The sequence below is a fragment of the Yersinia kristensenii genome (assembly GCF_900460525.1).
Classification (GTDB): Bacteria; Pseudomonadota; Gammaproteobacteria; order Enterobacterales; family Enterobacteriaceae; genus Yersinia; species Yersinia kristensenii.
This window is the reverse complement of the sequence record NZ_UHIY01000001.1, coordinates 1,705,591-1,722,817: the sequence shown is the minus strand read 5'-3', so window position 1 is coordinate 1,722,817 and position 17,227 is coordinate 1,705,591. Positions and strand designations below refer to the sequence as shown.

Here is a 17,227-nt window from a genome sequence, read left to right as displayed (position 1 = left end):
TTTGTACAAATTACGCAAGCCCCTCTCCTCCGCTCTGTAATTTCGTGTATTAAGGCGAAATTACGTTGTTTTAACAGATAAAATCCCGCCTAATATAATTAATAAAGTAGAGTAATCGCCAAATTTCGTATGAATTACTCAGATCAGAACAATATATTTATCTCACCGCACCTTCCCACTCCGTATAATACAAGAATGACTTTGATCAAAATGATGCTGTTATTTTCTGTATACAGTTATCTCATATAATCACAGCGTCAATAAATTAACTCTTTCTTATTTTTGCTGGCGAAGATGACGGTACATAAAATAGCATCAGGGTAAATAATCATGTCGATATTCAAAACACGTATAGGAAGAATGCTGCTTATCCTATTAATAGGGATAAGTATCTGGTTTAGTCCAGTACCAGAATCTGTTGATCCGCGTGCCTGGCACCTCATGGCGGTCTTTGCCGCGACAGTTATTGGCCTCATTCTCTCGCCTTATCCATTAGGCGCCATGGCAATATTCAGTCTGACGGTCGTTGCAGCCACCGGTTTGTTGAGCATCAAAGAAGTGCTCGCTGGCTTTGCCGACCCCACGATTTGGATGATAGCCTGCGCCTTCTTTATTTCACGCGGTTTTATTAAAACAGGCTTTGGTCGACGAGTCGGATACTTATTTATCAGTAAGTTAGGCCACAGCTCATTGGGCCTTGCTTACGGTTTGGTACTGACTGACTTGCTGTTCGCACCGGCCATGCCGTCAACCTCCGCCCGCTGCGGCGGTATCATCACCCCGCTGTTCCGATCTATATCTGAAGCTTATGAATCCACACCAGAACGTGGAACCGAACGCAAGATCGGGGCTTTTCTGGTGCAATGTATCTTCCAATGCAATGCCATTACCTGCGCAATGTTCCTGACATCAATGGCTGGTAACCCAATGATAGCCAAGCTAGCAGGCGAGATGGGAATCACCATTACATGGACCAGTTGGGCATTAGCCGCAATTGTCCCCGGCTTAATTTCTCTGGCGGTCATTCCGTTGCTGCTGTATCGCTTTTATCCGCCAGAACTGAAGAAAACCCCAGAAATGCGCGCTCTGGCCCTTGTGAAACTGAAAGAAATGGGGCCGATGAGCCGCAATGAGTGGATCGTGTTATCAGTCTTCATTGGACTGGTGACTTTGTGGGTGTGTGGTTCCGCGCTGAATATTGACGCTACCATGACCGCCTTTATTGGCTTGGCTATTCTGTTGCTGAGCGGCGCGCTCACTTGGGATGATGTCATTGCCGAGAAAGAAGCATGGCACACGGTGATTTGGTTTGCCGTGCTGCTAACATTGGCCAGCCAGCTCAATAAACTGGGCTTCATTAGCTGGTTTGGTGCCTCCATTGCGGGCTCAGTACAGGGCATGAATTGGGTGCCAATGATGGGTATTCTGCTGCTGGCGTACTATTACAGTCACTATATGATGGCCAGTGCCATTGCCCATATCAGCGCCATGTATGCGATTTTCGTTTCTATCGCCATTGCTGCGGGTGCGCCGCCGATGCTGACGGTGCTAGTATTTGGTATGTTCAGTAACCTGTATATGGCGACCACTCATTACTCCGGTGGCCCCGCGCCAATCTTGTTCGGGTGCAACTTTATCCCGCTAGCTACCTGGTGGAAAATCGGTTTTCTGATCAGTTTGGTGGTCATTCCTATCTGGCTGATTATTGGTAGCGCCTGGTGGAGTGTATTGGGTTTCTGGTAAGCATGCCAAACGGAACACCGCGCGGTCACATTAGCGCGGTGTTTTTATCCGCGGAGGGTCTTCCCCAATGGCGGTCTGGCAGGACAATAAACAACATTTTTGGCATTCATCTTTTTATATCATTTATCACGGTTATGATATAATTCGCGAAAAGCTCACCTCGCTTACCGATAGCCTCTCTTTTGTGACCATTCACTACGCGAACACCGCTTTTAATGTAAATATTGCGTCAATTATCGTATTCACGAAAACGATAATTGACCTACGGTGTCTGAAGATATGTATCGCTATCGAGTTATATCCTTATGCGCTACAGGCTCGCACTTAACGCATAACGACAGAGTTCATATGATAAAGCCGCAGAAATTCCATATTTCACTGCTCCACCCACGCTATTGGCTAACTTGGTTTGGCCTTGGCGTACTGTTTCTGTTAGTCCAACTGCCCTACCCGCTGATCAATAAATTGGGGATTTGGCTCGGGCGTACCTCCATGCGCTTTCTCAAGCGGCGGGTTTCCATCGCCCGACGTAACCTTGAATTGTGCTTCCCTGATATGGACCAAACCACCCTCGAACGCACCATTGTGGGTAATTTTGAATCCTTGGGTATGGGCTTACTGGAAACAGGTATGGCATGGTTTTGGCCCGATGCGCGCGTCAAGCGCTGGTTTACCGTCTCCGGTCTGAATAATCTGAAAAAAGCGCAGGAAGGCAAACGCGGTGTCTTGGTGATTGGCGTACATTTTATGTCGCTGGAACTGGGTGGCCGAGTCATGGGCCAATGTCAGCCGATGATGGCAATGTACCGTCCACACAATAATAAAGTGATGGAATTGGTACAGACTTGGGGCCGAATGCGCTCCAATAAGGCGATGTTGGATCGCAAAGACCTACGCGGCATGGTGCACGCGCTGAAGAAAGGTGAAGCCGTTTGGTTCGCGCCAGATCAAGATTATGGCCCACGTGGCAGTGTTTTCGCCCCCTTGTTTGCCGTTGATCAAGCCGCCACCACCAGCGGCACCTTTATGTTGGCCCGCCTGGCAAAACCGGCATTGCTGCCGTTAGTGCTACTGCGCAAAACAGATGGCAGCGGTTATGACCTGCTTATCCAACCGGCATTGGAAGATTATCCAATAGATGATGAATTAGCCGCCGCCCGTTACATGAATAAAGTGATTGAAAAAGAAATCATGCGCGCACCCGAGCAATATCTTTGGTTGCACCGCCGCTTCAAAACCCGCCCTGTGGGTGAAGCGTCACTCTATTAAGTACAGCGTAACGTCATGAAAAGCCCGGCCTATGCCGGGTTTTTTTATGACCTAAAAGCCACTCAACCCACCCCAACCGTCGTATCTATTTGCGCTGCACTTTCTATTACCACGAGATTTCGCCCCGGCAATGTTTTACAAGCTGCTCCGCCAATCGGAGGCGCGGTCGTCGGATAGCTCTCTTTGGGTGAGATATAAACTGGCGTGGTGGCGACAAAACCATCACTGAAAGTGACCTCAACAAAAGTGGCTTGCCAGCCAGAAGCTGGTGCAGTAAGCGCGATCTCAAGGGTATTTTCCGGGGTTACCGCCAGTGGGAATGCGGTGTAGTGCACATCACAGGCATAGCGGAAATCACGCGCCTCACTATTTGCCGCAGTCCATAGCAACACTTTATTCGGCGTCTCGGACAGCTTTAGCGTCAATGTTTGCACTTTTTCTTTCATTCCGATGCTGCTGTCCACTTGCGGCAAGACCGTGGACTGCCGTAGGCGATTAACAAAGGGAATCAATGACTGTTCGCTGAAAGCCTTAATACCATAGTGACTGGAGTTGGGCGCCACCCTCAATATTTTTTCGCCCGGTAATTTATCGTAATAAAAATCTGTATTATCAGGCACATAAAAGTCATCGCCACTAGCATTGATAATATATTTCGGAATGCTCAGCCGGGATTGATACTCAGTTCCAATATATTGCAGGGGATCAATAATCTGCATCAATTTAGAAAAGCCCGGTGTCTCCAACTTTTTATCAATTTCATCCTGATAATAAGGGGCGAAGGCAATGGGCCAATTGCCCCCATAAGATTTATACATATGTTCTAATGCAGCGCGGGTATCAAGCAGGTCAATAACAAAGGGCACTATAGCCACAACACGGGTATCAGCAAGGGCCGTGAGCCAAGTCGTCCAACCCCGTTTGGATAGGCCGGTGACAATAAAACTGTCTAATGCTTTTTCCGGCAAAGCTTGTTGGGCCATAGTCATAGCCTGAGAAACCGCCGCAGCCATGGGGACCTGCAAGGGCAAGGTAGAACGCGACTCCGGTGCATCCATAAATAAAGTCCAGCTCCGCGCGACACTATAATCCTCCTTGCGTGGATCGCCATCCTGCTGATATTCAAGATATTGATTGGGAATAGTACTGATTGATATCACCACGGTATTCGTTTGCCGGGCAATTTTTTGCAATGAATCGATGGAGAAATCAGTCGGGCCAGAAGCAGGAACCTTGCTGGTTGCATGGTTAATACCATTATTAATGACCACCAGCCCTTGTGTCGAGGTACTGCCACTCGGAATAAAGATCTCCACCTCATGCTGCCAGGCAGCAGGGGAGACCAAATTTTCAGGAGCCCACTGTTGAGAAGTCAGTTGGTAACGACGCCATTCTAGCCCCGGTAAATTCTCCTGACTCAGCAAATTGTAAATAAGCGGCTCGCTGGATAATTTATCCTTATAACAGGATAAAACCTGAGAAAAATCCGTATTGCTGCATTTTGTTGTTTCGACATCCGCTTGTGCCTGACAACTGGCAGTGAACAACCAGGGCAATCCACAAATCAAAGCCGTTAAATAATGAGGCATAATCCCTTTCCTTTTATCTAATATACGAGGTAAAAACGTTCCCAGAGGGATTAGATAACGAATTGGGAATTCAAAAAATCCGAATTTCACCGGTATATGCAGTTTTTTATCTTACGCCCCTGACAAAATACGAGTCGCAACATCATTCAACCTTTCTATTGATATGGTTATTTTATACGTTACAAGGAATGGTGAAGCGAATACCGATGGTTTTAGTACCGGTTATTCACGCATTAATGATGTTGCGGTCAGTTGATGTGCGGTATCGAGTGGTTAGTGAGAAAAATAGCTCATCCAGAATGAGTTATTGTTATTACCACAGTACATGCCCAATCAGCGGTGCGCTAATAACCGTAATAATACCGGCCAGCATCATCACCAAGCTGGATACCACACCCTCTTGCTGCCCCATTTCGTGTGCTTTAGCAGTACCGGCACCGTGAGAGGAGGCCCCAAGCCCCGCGCCTTTTGCCAACCCGCTGCGCACCGAGAGGCGCAGAAACAATAAATCCCCGACCGCCATGCCAAAGACCCCGGTAATCACTACAAACAGCGCAACTAAATCCGGCTGCCCGCCCAACTGCTTTGCGGCTTCCAGCGCAAAAGGTGTGGTGATCGAACGTACCGCCAGGCTGCGCTGCACTTCTTCCGAGAGGGTCAATAACTTCGCCAACCACACCGAGCTGACCACCGCCACAGTAATCGCCGTGATAACGCCCGCAGTGAGAGACAACCAGTGACGGCGAATAATCGACAGATTCTCATAAACTGGCACGGCAAAGGCAATGGTCGCAGGCCCCAAAAGCCACAGTAACCAATGTGTCTCACCAATATAATCTTGATAAGAGATATGGGTGACTACCAGCAGCAACACCAACACCATCGGGGTCAACACCAAGGGCATCAGCAGCAATGAGCGGCGGCGGCGATAGAGTTTTTTGTTGGCAAAGTAAAGAGCCAGGGTTGCCAGGAAGCACAGGATACTGATAATAAAATCATTCATGATGATGAGATTTGCGGCGTTGCAGCCACACCTCAAAACGGTAAACCCGGTCAACCACCAACCCCGTCGCCGCGAGTGTCAATGTGGTGCTGACCGCAATAACAGCGAAAATCTTCCAGCCATCGACCATAATCAATTGCGCGTAATTCACCACCGCCACCACCGCAGGAACAAAGAACAGCAGCATTTCTGCCAACAGCCAGCGCGAACCGGCTTGAACCCAGCGTACCGGTAAAATACGCAGCATAATCATAGCCAGCAGCAATAACATGCCGACGATATTGGCGGGCAATGGTAGATGGAAGAGGCTCACCAGTTGGTCAGCAATAATAAACAGCCCGGCATACAGCGCCACCTGAACCGGCACCTGTAAACGCGAGAGAACAGACGGCGCAAAACTGCGTAACGCCAATGACATGAGAAACCCCAGTGGGAAATTTTACCAGTGCTCAGTATAGGCCGCAGGTAACCTTGCGAAAAATGAATTAAAATCATTAGAATCATGCCTAAATGGCATACTTTGTTCCCCCAGGCCTCACTCATTGACAGGAAAACAGATGGATATCAGAACACTGCGTTATTTCGTCGAAGTGGTGCGCCAGCAAAGCTTTACTCGAGCAGCGGAGAAACTGTTTGTCACCCAGCCCACCATCAGCAAAATGCTGCGCAATTTAGAGAATGAATTGGAATGCAGTCTATTGACTCGTGAAGGGCGACGCCTACATTTAACTGACAGCGGACAGGCGGTTTATCAGCGCGGGCTGGCTATCCTCGACCAATTTCAGCAGTTGGAAGCGGAACTGGAAGACATCAGTTCATTGAAAAAAGGCAGGTTGCGGCTAGGTATTCCGCCGATGGTTGGCACACAAATGGCGGTGCTTATCAGCGAGTTTCGCCGAAGTTATCCCGGTATTGAGCTACAAATTGCCGAATTCGGTGGTTTAACCGTGCAACAAGCTGTGTTGTCCGGTGAGCTTGATTTAGCCCTGACCGCCCTACCTGCCGATATCAATTTGCCGCTGACATCATTGCCGCTGTTCAGTCACCCTCTTTGTGTGGTGGTACCGCGCACCGCATTTTGGCTTAACCGCACCACCATCAGTATTCCCGAGTTAGCAGACCTTCCCATCCTGATTTATAACGAGGATTTTGCCCTTTATCGCCAGTTAATGGATGCTTTTACCCTCGGTGGTTTTACCCCCCAAATTGCCGTGCGTAGCGGTCAATGGGACTTTTTGGCCGCCATGGTGCAGGCCAATATTGGTATCGCCATTTTGCCGGAACCTATTTGCCAGCGGCTGGATAAAAACGCGCTGTTGTGGCTACCATTAGAGCCGCTGATGCCTTGGCAATTAGGATTGATATGGCGTCAAGGAAGCTACCTTTCTCACAGTGCGCAAGCTTGGATTAGCCGCTGCCGTGAGTTTTGGCCCAATGGTTCATTGGTTGAGATAAAACCGGCCACTGATGAGTAGCCGGTTTAAGGTAAATTAACCTTCTTTTTCGATTAACAGCGCTTCTAACAGATCCAAATCATGCAGCAGTTTTTGCAGGGTTTCGTTACTGATTTTCTGTGTGGCGCGCAAGTGATACAGCTCGCCACGCTCAGCCCGCAAGGCCGTTAAGCGGAAACGCCGCTCCAGATTTTCTATCAATAAGGTATTTTCGATTTCATCTTTGCTGCCAGTTCGCCGCCGCAAAGTACCAATCACCCGTGAACTGACTTCTTTCAGTAATTCAGGGTCGATATTCTCCTCACTGCTGGCGGCCAAGCGCTCTTCCATCTTATTCAAGCTGACAATCGCCACTTCCGCCGCTGCCGCCCGCGCCAAACGAATTTCTTCGCGGCTGGCACTCTTATCGGCCATCACCACACCACGCAGTAATGGTGGCAAAGCAATTACCCCAACAATGACTGATAGTAAAATCACGCCTGTGGCGATAAATACCAATTGGTAACGGGATGGGAAGGCCGAGCCATCGCTGAGGAATAACGGAATGGACAACACACCGGCTAATGTAATTGCCCCGCGCACCCCGGCGAATGAAGCAACCCACAGTTCGCGGGTAGTGTAATTGCTAAACTCCAATGGCCGCTTGGTCAACACTCGTTTGCTGATTTTCTTCATCGACCACAACCAGCTGAAACGCAGCACCAACAAGGCACCATAAATGATGGCAACATCGGCGAACAAATTCCAAGTTTGGATCGTCGGGTCCAGTTCGGCCTGCACAATCGAGGTTTCCAGAATGCCCGGTAACTGTAGGCCCAGCAGGATAAACACCATGCCGTTAAACACGAATTCTAACATCGACCATACACTGTCGGCGCGTAATCGCATGGTCAGTGGTGCGTTACGAATCACGCCAGATTGGCTGATGGTCATCCCCGCCGCCACTGCGGCCAAAATACCGGAAACGCCAATATGTTCGGCAATCAAGTAAGAGGCAAACGGCAACAACAGCAGCAGGACGATTTGTGTTGCCGGATCATCACCACTCCAGCGGCTCATCAAACGCAGCGATTTACTGTATAGCCAAGTGACGGCCACACCGGCCAACAGGCCACCAATCGCCACTTTCAGGAATTCTAACGTCGCGCCAGAAACCGTAAACACCATGGTGCCCATCGCCACGGCAATGGCAAATTTCAGCGCCACCAGACCGGAAGCATCATTCATCAATGCCTCCCCTTCCAGGACGCCCATAATTGATTTAGGTATGCGCCCTTTCCCCACAATACCGGACAACGCCACCGCATCAGTTGGCGACAATACCGCCGCTAGCGCAAAAGCGGCGACCAGCGGAATACCCGGCACCATCCAGTAAATCAGGTAGCCGACACCCACCACTGTGACCAACACTAAAGCCAGGGCCAGACCAAATATTTCCCGCCCGTGATGGATAAACTCGCGCGTTGGTGTTTTCCAGCCGTCAGCAAATAACAGCGGCGGAATAAACAGCACCAAGAATAATTCCGGGTCGAAATCAACATGCAAACCAAAGTGGGGAAATGCCAATAAGGCACCACAAACAATCTGCATCAATGGGAGGGGGATTTGAAACGGCAACATCCGAGTGACAACGCCGGAAAGCGATACCACCAAAATCAGGATGAGGATTGTAAAAAAGATTTCCATGCTTTCCTTAGACTCAACTCAACTCAACTTGAAACCTGACCGCCTCCCCCCATAGACAGGGCCGGAGCGTAGCTTTTGATAGTAGATCAATTTGTTGCGGAATGGGGAAAAAAATCGCTAACTGAAGGCAAGAAAAACAAAGACAGTAGGGATATTAAAAAGGAGAGTGGCATCGGGAACATACTCATCCCGATGCCAGCAAAGATTCACAACTTAGATTGCCCAGCCGCCAGCATAGAAGGCCACCAGCGCAACCGCGATAATCACGGTGCCAAGATTCAATTTACGCCATTCACCAGAGAAAATACGGCCGATTACCAGTGAACTGAAGCCCAGCATAATGCCGGTGACGATATTACACGTCAGCACGATAAACACTGCGCAGAGCAGGCCAGACATCGCATCAACGAAATCTTCGAAATCCAATTTGGCGACGTTGCTCAGCATCAACAAACCGACATACATCAGCGCCGGAGCCGTCGCATAAACTGGAACCAAATAGGAAAGCGGCGAGAGGAACAAAATCAGCAAGAATAGGATACCGACGACAGTGGCGGTCAGGCCAGTTTTGCCACCCGCCGCCGTGCCCGCCGCAGATTCAATGTAAACCGCTGCCGGTGCTGCACCGACCAAACCGGCGAAGATGCTGCTGACGGAGTCAGAGGTCAGCGCTTTGCCGCCACTGATAATCTGGCCGTCTTTATCCAGCAAGTTGGCTTGCCCGGCGACCGCGCGAATGGTGCCAGTAGCATCAAAGACCGCCGTCATCACCAGCGCCAACACACTTGGCAGCACCACAGGATTCAGTGCGCCCATGATATCAAGACTGAAAATCAATGAGTTACCGTTAGCATCTGCCAGACTTGGCATGGCGAACAGCCCTTGATAAGTCACACTTGGATCAAAAATCAGGCCGATAACTGAGATGGCGATAATCACCAACAGAATGCCGCCCGGTACCCGCAGTTTTTCCAAACCGAAAATCACCGCCAAGCCCAATAACGTCATAATGACCGGGAAAGAAGTAAAAGCACCTAGCGCGACTGGCAAACCTTCTATAGGGTTTTTGATGACCAGGCCGACACCGTTTGCCGCAATCAGCAGCAAAAACAAGCCAATACCAATGCCGGTGCCATGTGCTACGCCCATCGGCAAGTTACGCAATATCCACGAGCGAATACCGGTGACGGAGATAATAGTAAACAGCACGCCCATCAGGAATACCGCGCCCAAGGCGACAGGAATACTGATGTGCTGGCCCAATACCAAGCTAAATGCGGTAAACGCCGTCAATGAGATGGCGCAGCCAATGGCCATGGGCAAATTAGCCCACAAGCCCATCAGCAAAGAACCCAAGCCAGCCACCAGACAGGTAGCAACAAACACTGCGGTTGGGGGGAAGCCCGCTTTACCCAACATGCTCGGCACAACAATGACCGAATAGACCATGGCAAGAAAAGTCGTCAGACCGGCCAGCACTTCCTGGCGCACATTACTACCACGTTCACTAAGCTTGAAAAACGCATCAAGCGAACCTTTTGGCTTGACTGCCTGGTTCGCCTGAGGATTGGTGCTAGACATGGTTATGTCCCCTGTGTGTCATTTTAAAGTAGTCAACAAGCCCGCGTCCTTTCCAAACGTAATCGTTTCCGTCCCTGCCGATTAACTCGTCAATTCCCCCAACGCCGATATGACGGAGAAAATAGCAAACGATTAGCTGGAAACACGCATGACTGAAAAAAATCGAAGAAAAACTACAATAAGCGTCATTGTTGCAGGCAGTTTGGACGCGGCCAGCGCGCAAAAACCGGAGCGTACACTCGGTACGTGAGGATTTTTAGCACTGCCCAAGTTCAAAATGGCAAATAAAATAGCCTTATTGTAAGGCAAACGATTATCTAGCTATTTATGGCGACTAATCAACACCAGAAAGCAATATTTAATGCATTTTCTTACATTAATTTGTCTGGGAACATCTATTCTGGCGGGAAACCAAAGTGTGAGCGGCCTCACACCCGTTTTCTGGCGTAACTGTTGATAAATTTATCAGTTTGCTAATTTGAAAGCACCGCCCTTTTCAATCGCCTGCTGATAAGCCGGGCGCTGATGGATTCGCGCCAAGAAATCTTGCAGTTTCGGGAAGCCCTCAAGCCCATTGCGGGTGTTGATTGCCTCAATAGGAAAACTCATCTGAATATCGGCGGCACTAAAATCACTGCCTGCAAACCATTGATTCTGTGTTAAATGTTGTTCCAGATAATCGCGATGAGTGGCGATTTGCTTATTCAGATAACTTTTTTGTACCCCATCACCCAATGCCTTGGCTACTGGGCGAATAATCCACGGCACTGGTGGCCCACCGAAGCGGCTGAAAATAAGTTTCATCACCAGCAACGGCATCAATGACCCTTCAGCATAATGCATCCAGTAGCGGAATTGTTGGCGATCATAATGGCCGGTAGGCTTAAATAAGCCCTGTGCATCATAGGTTTCCTGTAAATACTCGATAATGGCTCCTGATTCCGCCAGCGTCAGGTCGCCATCAGTAATCACTGGCGATTTCCCCAATGGATGGATTTTTTTCAGCTCAGGCGGAGCCAACAAGCTGCCGGGGTCGCGCTGATAGCGCTTCAACTCATAGGGAACTTGTAACTCTTCCAGCATCCACAAGATTCGTTGCGAACGTGAATTATTCAGATGGTGAACAATGACCATAACCAAGCCCCATATGATGAATGACCGAGAAAGTTATAACGGTACAGAAGTTATTATAGTCGAGTGCCCGATAACGCTATTTATTCTGATATAGGCATAAAAACAGCCTTTAGGTTGTAACTTACAATAACAACCTAAAAGCTGTATTTATTATTTACAACTTATAGCCTGTATTTTACTTTTACAACTTATTAGCTGTATTATGGAATTACAGTTTAGACGCTGTATTTTGCTATTGCGCACCATTCTCTGCTGAGAGGTCTTGATGGACTATCCCATTAAAATTTTGAGTCAATTACGCCCTACGTTGATTGGTTTTCGAAAAAATAAAGGGCTGACTCAGGCCAGCCTGGCACAACTGTTAGGTATCACCCAGCAGTCCTATGCAAAGCTTGAAGCTGATCCCGCCTCGGCCAGTGTTGAACGGCTTTTTAAAGTATTACAACTTTTAGACGTAGAACTGATCCTTGGTGAGAAAAAAAACGCCAGCGCGCATCCCAATAAAACCCACCAGCCAGAACAAAGCCAGACGATAGATTTACCGTCAAAACAAGAGGATTGGTAATATGGCTCGTCGCATTCAACGGCTCAATATCTGGATGAATGGTCAACATGTTGGCTATTGGGGAAAAAATCGAGGTGAAGAATCACTGACTTATGCCCAGGAATGGCTAGCAAACGAACAAGGCCGCCCGCTGTCATTATCATTGCCTTTTACGGCCAATAATCAGGTTTATAGAGGCAATATTGTCCGGGACTATTTTGATAATTTATTACCCGATAGCGATGATATCCGGCGACGTCTGGCAACTAAATATCACGCTGACAGTATTAACCCTTTCGATCTACTGTTTGAATTAGGAAGAGATTGTGTCGGTGCAATACAATTGCTAACTGATGATGCTCCTCCCTCTGATCTATTCTCAATTCAACAACAACCACTAACAGAAAGCGATGTGGCTCGCATCCTACGAAACTCATTATCTGACAATGCATTTGTGCGCCCTGAACACGATGAGGATCTCAGATTGTCTATCGCAGGGGCACAAGAAAAAACAGCTCTTTTGTTTCACGACAACCGATGGTGCCTCCCATTAGGCAGCACTCCCACCACCCATATCTTCAAACTTCCGTTGGGCTTAGTCGGCAATATGCAAGCTGATATGAGGACCTCGGTTGAAAATGAATGGCTGTGTGCAAAAATTCTGGCAAGTTATAACTTACCGGTTGCCAGTTGTGAAATTGGCCAATTTGAAGACCAAAAAGCATTGATTGTTGAACGTTTTGACCGACGACTATCGAATGATAGCCGCTGGATTGTCAGGTTACCGCAAGAGGATATGTGCCAAGCGACTGGGACTTCCCCCTTAAAAAAATATCAAACGGATGGTGGCCCCGGTATTACAACCATCATGGAGATTTTAAGTGGCTCGGATAATGCCAGTGAAGACAGAAAAGTCTTCTTTAAAGCACAAATTATTTTCTGGTTACTGGCAGCAACGGATGGACATGCAAAAAATTTCAGCATTACACATCTGCCCGCCAACCATTACCATCTCACCCCACTTTATGATGTGCTATCAACCCATCCGATTATCGGGGCGGGCCGTAATCAAATTGCGGCCCAGAAAACCAAGTTAGCGATGGCGGTGCGAGGGAGTAAAAATTACTATTTAATTAACCAGATACAGCGACGCCATTGGCGAAAACAGGCCGAGATTGTTGGGCTGGGAGCTGCTCAGGCTGACAGCATTATTGATGAAATTATTACCGCTACCCCGAGAGTCATCACACAAATACAAGCTCGACTCCCCGCTAATTTTCCAACTGATTTAGCAGAAAGTATCCTCACAGGTCTTCATCGGCAGTGCGAAAAAATAGCGGCAATGCCCTGATTGACCAATATAAAAAACCCAGCTATTACACTGGGTTTGATTTCTCTGTTTTAAATGACAGGGATCAGAACGGGATATCGTCGTCAAAATCCATTGGTGGCTCATTGCCGCCTTGGGGTTGTGCTGCTGGTGCAGACTGAGCCGGGCGTGAAGTCTGACCGCCGCTAAACTGGTTGCCACCTTGTGGCTGCTGAGGTTGACCCCATCCGCCTTGTGCGCCGCCCTCTTGTGGTGCACCGCCACCCGCTGGAGCACCGCCGCCTTGACGGCCACCCAGCATTTGCATGGTGCCACCCACGTTAACCACAACTTCTGTGGTGTATTTCTCAACACCCGCCTGATCTGTCCACTTACGGGTCTGTAGAGCGCCTTCAATATAGACCTGAGAGCCTTTGCGCAGATATTCACCAGCAACTTCAGCTAGCTTACCGAACAACACCACCCGGTGCCATTCCGTCTTTTCTTTCTGCTCGCCAGTGGCTTTATCACGCCAGCTTTCGGAAGTTGCCAGGGTGATATTGGCAACAGCGCCGCCGTTCGGCATGTAGCGGACTTCCGGGTCTTGGCCCAAATTCCCGACCAAAATCACTTTGTTTACGCCTCTGCTGGCCATGTGAACTCTCCTGATGAAATAAATTTTGTACAGTATAAACAACTCAGTTTAACACGCTAATAGGCAAACGGCACAACTGATCATAACTGCGGAATGCATAGCAGATTTATCGCAATAGCAGCCTTAATTGCACTCGGATACTGGATATCCATTCAGGTTTTTTTGTGTCATAATTATCCGTTTCGTACTGGCTGTGTCCTTTTTTTGGCGCTGCAAAATGCGTCTATACATGACTCAAAGTGATTGGAGTTGCGGGTAGCCGGCAAGCGAGCAAATCCTGATGAACTGACAACTAGTCAGTCATTCGGGTGAGTGAACGCAGCCAACAACCCTGCGGCTTCAAGTACGAAGAGTAAAAAGGGCATGGTGAGAGGCTCAGTTGACATCCGGGAAGTATTTGAATGGATAATATCGAAGTTCGGGGCGCTCGCACCCATAATCTTAAGAATATCAACCTGATTATCCCGCGCGACAAACTGATCGTGGTCACCGGTCTATCGGGTTCAGGCAAATCCTCACTGGCTTTTGATACCCTGTATGCTGAGGGGCAACGCCGCTATGTTGAGTCTCTCTCCGCCTATGCGCGCCAATTTCTATCGCTGATGGAAAAACCGGATGTCGACCATATTGAAGGCCTCTCTCCGGCCATCTCTATTGAGCAAAAATCGACCTCCCATAACCCGCGATCTACTGTGGGGACTATCACTGAAATCCATGATTACCTGCGTTTGCTGTTCGCCCGTGTCGGCGAGCCGCGCTGCCCGGATCATGATGTTCCGCTGGCGGCCCAAACGGTCAGCCAGATGGTGGATAACGTCATCAGCCAGCCCGAGGGTCGCCGTCTGATGTTATTGGCCCCCGTGGTAAAAGATCGCAAAGGCGAACATACCAAAACGCTGGAAAACCTGGCTATGCAGGGCTATATCCGGGCTCGGATCGATGGCGAAGTTTGTGATCTATCTGATCCACCGAAATTAGAACTGCAAAAGAAACACACCATTGAAGTGGTGGTCGATCGCTTTAAAGTGCGCGAAGATCTGGCTCAGCGCCTGGCAGAATCATTTGAAACAGCCTTAGAGCTTTCCGGCGGTACTGCCGTGGTCGCCGATATGGACGATCCACACGCCGAAGAGCTGTTATTCTCCGCCAACTTTGCCTGTCCAATTTGCGGCTATAGTATGAGTGAGCTGGAGCCGCGCCTGTTTTCCTTTAACAACCCGGCCGGTGCTTGCCCGACCTGTGATGGTCTGGGCGTACAGCAGTTCTTTGACCCAGACCGTGTGCTACAAAACCCAGAGCTATCGCTGGCGGGTGGCGCAATTCGCGGCTGGGATCGCCGTAACTTCTATTACTTCCAAATGCTACGTTCATTGGCGGAGCATTATAAGTTCGATATCGAAGCGCCATTTAACTCGCTGGATGCCGCAACACAGAAAGCCGTGCTCTACGGTTCCGGCAAAGATACCATTGAATTCAAATACATAAATGACCGCGGTGATACCACCGTGCGCCGCCACCCTTTCGAGGGGGTGCTGCACAACATGGAGCGCCGTTATAAAGAGACCGAATCCAGCGCGGTGCGCGAAGAACTGGCTAAATTTATCAGCAACCGCTCCTGTGCCTCATGCAACGGTACCCGTCTGCGCCGCGAAGCACGTTATGTCTTTGTCGAAAAGACTACATTGCCGGAAATCTCTGAACTCAGCATCGGCCATGCGCTGAGCTTCTTCCAGAATATGAAACTGAGCGGCCAGCGCGCGCAAATTGCCGAGAAAATACTGAAAGAAATTGGCGACCGGCTAAAATTCCTGGTTAATGTCGGGCTGAATTATCTGTCACTGTCCCGCTCGGCGGAAACGCTCTCCGGCGGCGAAGCACAGCGGATTCGTCTGGCAAGTCAAATTGGGGCCGGTTTGGTCGGTGTTATGTATGTGCTGGATGAACCCTCTATCGGCTTACATCAGCGCGATAATGAACGTTTGCTAGAAACATTGATTCACCTGAGAAATCTGGGTAATACCGTGATTGTGGTGGAGCATGATGAAGATGCGATTCGTGCCGCCGACCATGTGATTGATATCGGCCCAGGTGCTGGTGTGCATGGCGGTGAAGTGGTGGCAGAAGGGACGGTTGATGACATTATGGCCGCCCCTAAATCATTAACGGGTCAGTTCCTGAGCGGCAAGCGAGCAATCGCTATTCCGGCGCAACGGGTGGCGGGTGATCCGAGCAAAGTGCTGAAGTTGATTGGTGCCAGTGGCAACAACTTGAAAGATGTGACGCTAACGCTACCGGTCGGGCTATTTAGCTGTATTACTGGGGTTTCTGGCTCCGGTAAATCCACTCTCATCAATGATACTTTATATTGCATTGCGCAGCGCCAGTTGAACGGAGCGACCAGCAATGAACCGGCTCCGTATCGTGATATCCAAGGGCTAGAGCATTTCGATAAAGTTATCGATATCGACCAAAGCCCGATTGGCCGGACTCCGCGCTCTAACCCGGCAACTTATACCGGCATCTTTACCCCCATCCGTGAACTATTTGCGGGCGTACCTGAGTCACGGGCTCGGGGCTACACTCCGGGCCGTTTCAGCTTTAATGTGAAAGGTGGCCGCTGCGAAGCCTGTCAGGGGGACGGGGTGATTAAGGTTGAAATGCACTTCCTACCGGATATTTATGTCCCTTGCGACCAATGTAAAGGCAAGCGCTATAACCGCGAAACACTGGAAGTAAAATACAAAGGCAAAAGTATTCACGAAGTGTTGGCAATGACTATTGAAGAGGCACGCGAGTTCTTTGATGCGGTGCCAGCATTAGCGCGTAAGCTGCAAACCTTGATGGATGTGGGGCTGTCATATATTTGTCTGGGCCAGTCGGCTACCACTTTGTCGGGCGGGGAAGCACAGCGAGTCAAATTATCACGCGAACTGTCAAAACGCGGCACCGGTCAGACACTCTATATTCTGGACGAACCGACCACCGGCCTGCACTTTGCTGATATTCAGCAACTATTGGCGGTATTGCATCAGCTGCGCGATCAAGGCAATACCATTGTGGTCATTGAGCACAATCTGGATGTCATTAAGACCGCAGACTGGATTGTCGATCTGGGGCCAGAGGGCGGCAGTGGCGGCGGCGAGATTTTGGTTTCCGGTACGCCCGAAACCGTCGCAGAATGCGCAGCATCACACACGGCTCGCTTCCTCAAACCTATGTTGCAACGTAAATAACGATTGAATGAGCGCTCCGGGCCATCT

General features: G+C 49.3%; 13 protein-coding genes. 6 read left to right on the top strand and 7 right to left on the bottom strand.

Going from position 1 to position 17,227, the window contains the following annotated elements:
* Positions 1 to 330 precede the first annotated feature (330 nt).
* Positions 331 to 1,743, top strand: coding sequence for an anion permease (locus tag DX162_RS07915; RefSeq protein WP_032820455.1), 1,413 nt, complete (start codon positions 331 to 333; stop codon positions 1,741 to 1,743).
* 348 nt (positions 1,744 to 2,091) lie between these two features.
* Positions 2,092 to 3,012 carry a kdo(2)-lipid IV(A) palmitoleoyltransferase gene (gene lpxP, locus DX162_RS07905; RefSeq protein WP_004391830.1) on the top strand — a complete coding sequence of 307 codons (921 nt, stop codon included), beginning with the start codon at positions 2,092 to 2,094 and terminating at the stop codon, positions 3,010 to 3,012.
* 62 nt (positions 3,013 to 3,074) lie between these two features.
* On the opposite strand, the gene DX162_RS07900 is transcribed toward lpxP, so the two are convergent.
* From DX162_RS07900 to DX162_RS07890, 3 genes are all read right to left on the bottom strand, one after another.
* Entirely contained in the window at positions 3,075 to 4,601 is a 1,527-nt protein-coding gene (locus DX162_RS07900) for a PhoPQ-activated pathogenicity-related family protein (RefSeq protein ID WP_004391831.1), read from the bottom strand.
* 313 nt (positions 4,602 to 4,914) lie between these two features.
* Positions 4,915 to 5,604 (bottom strand): LrgB family protein, encoded by a 690-nt coding sequence (locus DX162_RS07895; RefSeq protein WP_032820459.1) that lies wholly within the window; start codon positions 5,602 to 5,604, stop codon positions 4,915 to 4,917.
* Positions 5,597 to 6,022 (bottom strand): CidA/LrgA family protein, encoded by a 426-nt coding sequence (locus tag DX162_RS07890; RefSeq protein ID WP_004391833.1) that lies wholly within the window; start codon positions 6,020 to 6,022, stop codon positions 5,597 to 5,599. The genes DX162_RS07895 and DX162_RS07890 overlap by 8 nt, the downstream gene beginning before the upstream one ends.
* A 139-nt stretch (positions 6,023 to 6,161) precedes the next feature.
* Here DX162_RS07890 and DX162_RS07885 point away from each other — a divergent pair, with 139 nt between their 5' ends.
* Positions 6,162 to 7,079, top strand: a complete 918-nt coding sequence (locus DX162_RS07885) for a LysR family transcriptional regulator (RefSeq protein ID WP_098081056.1) — start codon at positions 6,162 to 6,164, stop codon at positions 7,077 to 7,079.
* A 15-nt stretch (positions 7,080 to 7,094) separates the two neighbouring features.
* Here the strand turns inward: DX162_RS07885 and DX162_RS07880 are convergent, their stop codons facing one another.
* The 3 genes from DX162_RS07880 to DX162_RS07865 all read right to left on the bottom strand — a co-directional run bounded on the left by DX162_RS07880 (position 7,095) and on the right by DX162_RS07865 (position 11,459).
* A complete protein-coding gene (locus tag DX162_RS07880; RefSeq protein ID WP_032820460.1) occupies positions 7,095 to 8,744 on the bottom strand; it encodes a Na+/H+ antiporter in 1,650 nt (549 codons plus the stop codon).
* Between the two features lie 213 nt (positions 8,745 to 8,957).
* Positions 8,958 to 10,325 (bottom strand): NCS2 family permease, encoded by a 1,368-nt coding sequence (locus tag DX162_RS07875; protein WP_032820461.1) that lies wholly within the window; start codon positions 10,323 to 10,325, stop codon positions 8,958 to 8,960.
* 465 nt (positions 10,326 to 10,790) lie between these two features.
* The gene (locus tag DX162_RS07865) at positions 10,791 to 11,459 is read right to left on the bottom strand and encodes a glutathione S-transferase family protein (RefSeq protein ID WP_004391838.1); all 669 of its coding nucleotides are present in this window, start codon (positions 11,457 to 11,459) and stop codon (positions 10,791 to 10,793) included.
* Between the two features lie 265 nt (positions 11,460 to 11,724).
* On the opposite strand from DX162_RS07865, the gene DX162_RS07860 reads away from it, so the two are divergent.
* Positions 11,725 to 12,024, top strand: coding sequence for a helix-turn-helix transcriptional regulator (locus DX162_RS07860; protein ID WP_004391839.1), 300 nt, complete (start codon positions 11,725 to 11,727; stop codon positions 12,022 to 12,024).
* 1 nt (position 12,025) lies between these two features.
* A complete protein-coding gene (locus DX162_RS07855; RefSeq protein WP_004391840.1) occupies positions 12,026 to 13,354 on the top strand; it encodes a type II toxin-antitoxin system HipA family toxin in 1,329 nt (442 codons plus the stop codon).
* 64 nt (positions 13,355 to 13,418) lie between these two features.
* Here the strand turns inward: DX162_RS07855 and ssb1 are convergent, their stop codons facing one another.
* A complete protein-coding gene (gene ssb1 / locus DX162_RS07850) occupies positions 13,419 to 13,967 on the bottom strand; it encodes a single-stranded DNA-binding protein SSB1 (protein WP_004711194.1) in 549 nt (182 codons plus the stop codon).
* A gap of 401 nt (positions 13,968 to 14,368) precedes the next feature.
* Here ssb1 and uvrA point away from each other — a divergent pair, with 401 nt between their 5' ends.
* The gene (gene uvrA, locus DX162_RS07845) at positions 14,369 to 17,200 is read left to right on the top strand and encodes an excinuclease ABC subunit UvrA (RefSeq protein WP_004391842.1); all 2,832 of its coding nucleotides are present in this window, start codon (positions 14,369 to 14,371) and stop codon (positions 17,198 to 17,200) included.
* Positions 17,201 to 17,227 lie beyond the last annotated feature (27 nt).

Bases quoted from the DNA above. Each gene is read 5' to 3' on its own strand.
- DX162_RS07915 (WP_032820455.1), top strand. From the start codon at position 331: ATGTCGATATTCAAAACACGTATAGGAAGAATGCTGCTTATCCTATTA.
- lpxP (WP_004391830.1), top strand. From the start codon at position 2,092: ATGATAAAGCCGCAGAAATTCCATATTTCACTGCTCCACCCACGCTAT.
- DX162_RS07900 (WP_004391831.1), bottom strand. From the start codon at position 4,601: ATGCCTCATTATTTAACGGCTTTGATTTGTGGATTGCCCTGGTTGTTC.
- DX162_RS07895 (WP_032820459.1), bottom strand. From the start codon at position 5,604: ATGAATGATTTTATTATCAGTATCCTGTGCTTCCTGGCAACCCTGGCT.
- DX162_RS07890 (WP_004391833.1), bottom strand. From the start codon at position 6,022: ATGTCATTGGCGTTACGCAGTTTTGCGCCGTCTGTTCTCTCGCGTTTA.
- DX162_RS07885 (WP_098081056.1), top strand. From the start codon at position 6,162: ATGGATATCAGAACACTGCGTTATTTCGTCGAAGTGGTGCGCCAGCAA.
- DX162_RS07880 (WP_032820460.1), bottom strand. From the start codon at position 8,744: ATGGAAATCTTTTTTACAATCCTCATCCTGATTTTGGTGGTATCGCTT.
- DX162_RS07875 (WP_032820461.1), bottom strand. From the start codon at position 10,325: ATGTCTAGCACCAATCCTCAGGCGAACCAGGCAGTCAAGCCAAAAGGT.
- DX162_RS07865 (WP_004391838.1), bottom strand. From the start codon at position 11,459: ATGGTCATTGTTCACCATCTGAATAATTCACGTTCGCAACGAATCTTG.
- DX162_RS07860 (WP_004391839.1), top strand. From the start codon at position 11,725: ATGGACTATCCCATTAAAATTTTGAGTCAATTACGCCCTACGTTGATT.
- DX162_RS07855 (WP_004391840.1), top strand. From the start codon at position 12,026: ATGGCTCGTCGCATTCAACGGCTCAATATCTGGATGAATGGTCAACAT.
- ssb1 (WP_004711194.1), bottom strand. From the start codon at position 13,967: ATGGCCAGCAGAGGCGTAAACAAAGTGATTTTGGTCGGGAATTTGGGC.
- uvrA (WP_004391842.1), top strand. From the start codon at position 14,369: ATGGATAATATCGAAGTTCGGGGCGCTCGCACCCATAATCTTAAGAAT.